This is a genomic window from Fibrobacterota bacterium (assembly GCA_019509785.1).
In the GTDB taxonomy this organism is placed as follows: domain Bacteria; phylum Fibrobacterota; class Fibrobacteria; order UBA11236; family UBA11236; genus Chersky-265.
In genome coordinates this window covers 1-4,269 of record JAEKLQ010000096.1, presented here as the reverse complement: position 1 = coordinate 4,269, position 4,269 = coordinate 1, and the positions used below count along the sequence as shown (strand labels likewise).

The following is a 4,269-nucleotide window of genomic DNA, read 5'->3' as shown; positions in this document are numbered from 1 at the left end:
CGGGACCGCCGGAACCTCTTATCACCGAATACTGGGAGTTCGGGGATTCATGAGTCCCAGTTTTCCCAGAACTCCCAGACATGGCAGGGGGAAATCCCCTTCCGAAAGGCAAAGGCTTAAAGGCAGGAGGCTGATCCCGCCTTGGCGGGACCGCCTCTACACCCCCCCAAAGGAGGGGTTAGCGCCCGAAGAACTTCGCGGCGGCCTCGGCGCGCGAGTGCACCTGAAGCTTCTCGTAGATGTGACGAATGTGAGTCCGCACCGTATCGACGCTGATAAAGAGGGTAACGCCGATTTCCTTGTAGTGCCTGCCGGCGGCAAGCAACTCGAGCACCTCGTACTCACGACGCAGAAGCAGCTCAATCCCTGTGCTGGCGGCTTTACTCTTCAACGCCGGCTCGCGGAAAAACAGCGTCACTTGCCTGGCGATTTCCCCTGACATTGGGGATCCACCAACTTTCACTTCCTTAATTGCTTTGATCAATGCAGCGGGGGTGCTTTTGGATTTCAGCAAATAACCAATGGCACCCGCTTTTAAAGCATCGAAAATCCGGTCCTGGTCCCCAAACATGGTCAGCATGACGAAATCCACCGAGGGCAATTTTGGTTTGAGTTCTCGGACGCACTCAATCCCGGAAAGGCCCGGCAGATTAATGTCCATCAACACCACCTCGGGAGGATTGCGGGGAATGCCTGCGATCGCCTCCTCGGCGGAGCCGTAGTCAGCGATACAGCGGAACCCGGGAGCATGATTAATGATATTAACCCATCCTGCGCGCATGGTGGGATCATCTTCGACAATGGAAACGGTCGTAGGCACTTCGGGGGGATTACAGGTTGGCTTCAATTCATCAACTGATCCGACCATATGCGAGACCGCCGAGGACGGCAAGGATTCCATGCGCCTTGCTATATCAGATCCCTTCCCGCGGGAATATCGCATGGATATGCGAAGCTTTGGAGTTCGGTGACATGTCACCGCTTTCACGAGGAGGCATGTCTCCTCTTCCAAAAACCAAGCGGTGACATGTCACCGCACTCCAAATGCCAGCGGGATCTCCAGCTTCACGATGGCCCCCTGTCCCGGCCGGCTTTCAATACGGTACGAGCCGCCGATTGAAGCCAAGCGTTGCTCGCTATTTTGCAAACCATTGGAGAAGGGTGCGACAGCAGCAGGGGCGAACCCGCTTCCATCGTCCTCGATCAGGATCGAGAGCATCTCTTTCTCCAGAGCGATCTTCAAACTGACGGACGTGGCCCTCGCGTGCTTGACCACATTGTTTAGAGCCTCCTTGACCACTAGGAGGATGTGATGGCGAACATCTGAAGGCACGGCGATGTCCGGGATCTCCTTGGGAAGTTCGAGCGTCAAGGTGATGGAGGTCGAATCAAGGAACGCCTCGGATGCCTCGGCCAGATAGCCGATCAAACGTGCCAAGGTATCATTGCGCGGATTGACCGTCCAAACGATCTCATCCAGCGTATCGACCACCTCACGGGCTTCATGGGCGATGCCCCCAAGCTGGTTTCCCAGCCCGGTGCGCAGATCGGGTTCGCTTGCAGCCACTTCGCTCATCAGAGCAATGCGCATAAGACGAGCGCCGATATCATCATGCATGTCACGGGCTATCCGGGTGCGTTCCCTTTCCAGCGCATGTCCCTGTTCAAGCCTGCGCATTCGGGCCATCATCCGACGCCTCACGATAAATCGAACCACCCCCGTCAGCGCCACCACGCTGAACAAAGCCATGCCAAACCGGAACCAGTCCGTCTCCCACCACGCAGCCCTCACGGTAAACGGGAGGGACGCCGTCGCCGACAGCCATGGCCCGTTTCCTACAGCTGCTGCGACTTCGAAACGATACTTCCCGGGGGCCAGATGCGTGAACGTGGCCGTCCTTTGACGATCAGCCTGAACCCAATCGCCTTCCCATCCTAAAAGACGGTACCGGAAATGGACCTGCTCCGGAGCGCTCAGATCCGCCAGCGTGTATCGGATCTGCAGTGGGCCCGGTCTGGGGGGCAGGGTCAGCTTTTCGGAGTTGGAAACTCGAACGCCTCCAACCTCCTCAATCAGCAACGGTACCGGCGGGAGCAAGTCCCGAGTCTCCTCCGGGCCGATCTCCAGCGCGCCACGGGTCGTTGCGAACCAGAGATGCCCATCGTGGGTGAGAGTCGCGGTGTTTTTGAATCCGAAGACGTAATCGACATTGGGCATCCCATCGTCGCGTCGGTAGGCAACTACCTGCATCTGCTGCTGACGCCCGTCCATGACCGCATCGATCTCGCTGCCCGCAACGCGAAACATGCCCCCGCCAGTGCCGAACCAGAATTGCCTTCCTGCCCCATCTGCATTGAGCCCTGTTTGGGAATTCGTGCCAGTGATCCCGGGTTCCCCGCCCGGTTCAATCGCCAGCACGCGGAGATCGTTGACGGGCAACCCGGTATTCAGTGGCAATCGGGCGATCTGCCCGTCACGCCAGCGATAGAGTCCCTCATTGTTCACCCCGACCCAGACCTCCCCATTCTTCTCCGGCACAATAAAGCGGATTTGCTGATCCTCCGCCCCGGGCAGCGGCACAGCAACGAATCCCCCCCCGCCCGCTTGATCCTCTCGCCGCTGGATTCGCTGGAAAAGGCGCCCCGCCTCGGTCCCAACCCAGAGCCGTCCCGCCGGGTCCTCGGCGAGCGCCCGCGGTTCAGATAGCCCATTCTCTGGGGAAACAGGCTCCTCCGCGTCGTTATGCAAACGCATTAGCCCCTTCTTGATTGTCGCCACCCACAAGTCTCCCTGCCGATCCAGAAGCAGCGCTGTGAGCGGATCCAGCGAAGGCTCGTTCGTGAACGCCCCACCCTGCCACCTCACCAAGCCCTTAAGCGTCGCCATCCAAACGCCCCCCTGAGGATCGGGGCACATCGCCATGATTGCCGCGCGGGGCTTTTCCAAGGAAAGAAACGTTTGGTTGCTGGAATCATTCGCCCTCGCCACCGTGCCGTTCCGCCCCGCAAGCCAGAGCCTTCCTTCCCCGTCCTCGCACAATGACGTAACGCTGTCGGTGGGTAACCCATGCTTCTTCTGCCGCAAGGAAAAGCGGCGGGGCCGGAGCCGGTCCAATCCGCCGCCCACCATCCCCACCCAAAGATTTCCCTGCCGATCTTCCATGATGGAAGTCACGGCAGTTTGGGAGGTTGGCACCCGCACGAAGCCCCCGTTCCGGTACCGAAACAGCCCCGCGTTAAGCGTTCCTATCCAGAGATTACCCGCGTGGTCCTCAAGGAGTGAGCTGATCGTGAGATCCCCGGTTTCCGCAATCATCTCACCCACTCCAACCCCTCGATAATGCCGAAGGGCAAACCCCCGCTTAACCCACATTCCCCCGTCGCGCGAGGGCGCGAGGGTGGGCCATTTACCGCCATTGGGATCAATGGCCTGGAAACGGTTTCCATCAAAATACCCGCACGCGGATAAAGTGGTAAACCAAATCCTGCCACTCCCATCCGCTTGCACAGCAGTGCCTGCCCCCTGCCCAATCGAAAATCCCGTGCGAACTCCTTTCTGCCAACGGAAGGCTTTCCCTGGATCAAGGCCAAACCAAACTGCCCCCTCGGAATCCTGGGCAAAAGAACTGGTCCACGTGGGGTAGGCCGTGCGGGGAGCAAAGGGCATAATTACTTCAAAATGATCGCCTATCTTCCTCGCAACTCCGCCACGCTCCAGCCCGACCCACAAAGCGCCATCGCGATCAACAAAGAGCACCCCCATCTGATTTGACTCCAGCCCCGGCGTTGATTCCTTCAAAAAGGGAGTGAACCGTACCCCATCAAACCGGGACAATCCACTGGAAGTCACCAGCCAAAGGTAGCCATCCGGGGTCTGGGCAATGCTCGACACGTTGTTACCCGGCAGCCCGTCATCCACGTCCCAGGTTCGCAGGACATAATCGTCAGAAATCGGTATATTACCCGCGACCAGCGGCTCGGCTCGGGTCTCCGGCGAAGCGACCGAAGCGACCAAAGCCATGAGGAAAAGGGCAAGGGACTGGCCGATTTTGGGTAAGCAGAACATGGATGGGGTGGTAATCGCTGGGCTTTCGGTATCACCCTACCGGACTTCCCCTCAAGGAACAAACAATTGTGTAGATTGCTATCGCCTTTAGCCTTCCGGTGTTGTGCACGTTTGACGATTTCCTGATGAGTCTCAGCGCCGGTACTGTTCTGGAATGCCACGTCTGAGTACTGGCGGACGTTCTCCACATTCAAACGCTGGGG

Annotated in this window: 2 protein-coding genes; both read right to left on the bottom strand. The window is 58.6% G+C overall.

What is annotated here, in order from left to right:
* Nucleotides 1-178 precede the first annotated feature (178 nt).
* Nucleotides 179-820, bottom strand: coding sequence for a response regulator transcription factor (locus tag JF616_22770; protein MBW8890587.1), 642 nt, complete (start codon nt 818-820; stop codon nt 179-181).
* A 210-nt stretch (nt 821-1,030) separates the two neighbouring features.
* Nucleotides 1,031-4,066: an ATP-binding protein gene (locus JF616_22765; GenBank protein ID MBW8890586.1), complete on the bottom strand. Its 3,036-nt coding sequence runs from the start codon at nt 4,064-4,066 to the stop codon at nt 1,031-1,033.
* Nucleotides 4,067-4,269 lie beyond the last annotated feature (203 nt).

Excerpts from the sequence above, each read along its gene's own strand:
- JF616_22765 (MBW8890586.1), bottom strand. The coding sequence starts at position 4,066 with ATGTTCTGCTTACCCAAAATCGGCCAGTCCCTTGCCCTTTTCCTCATG.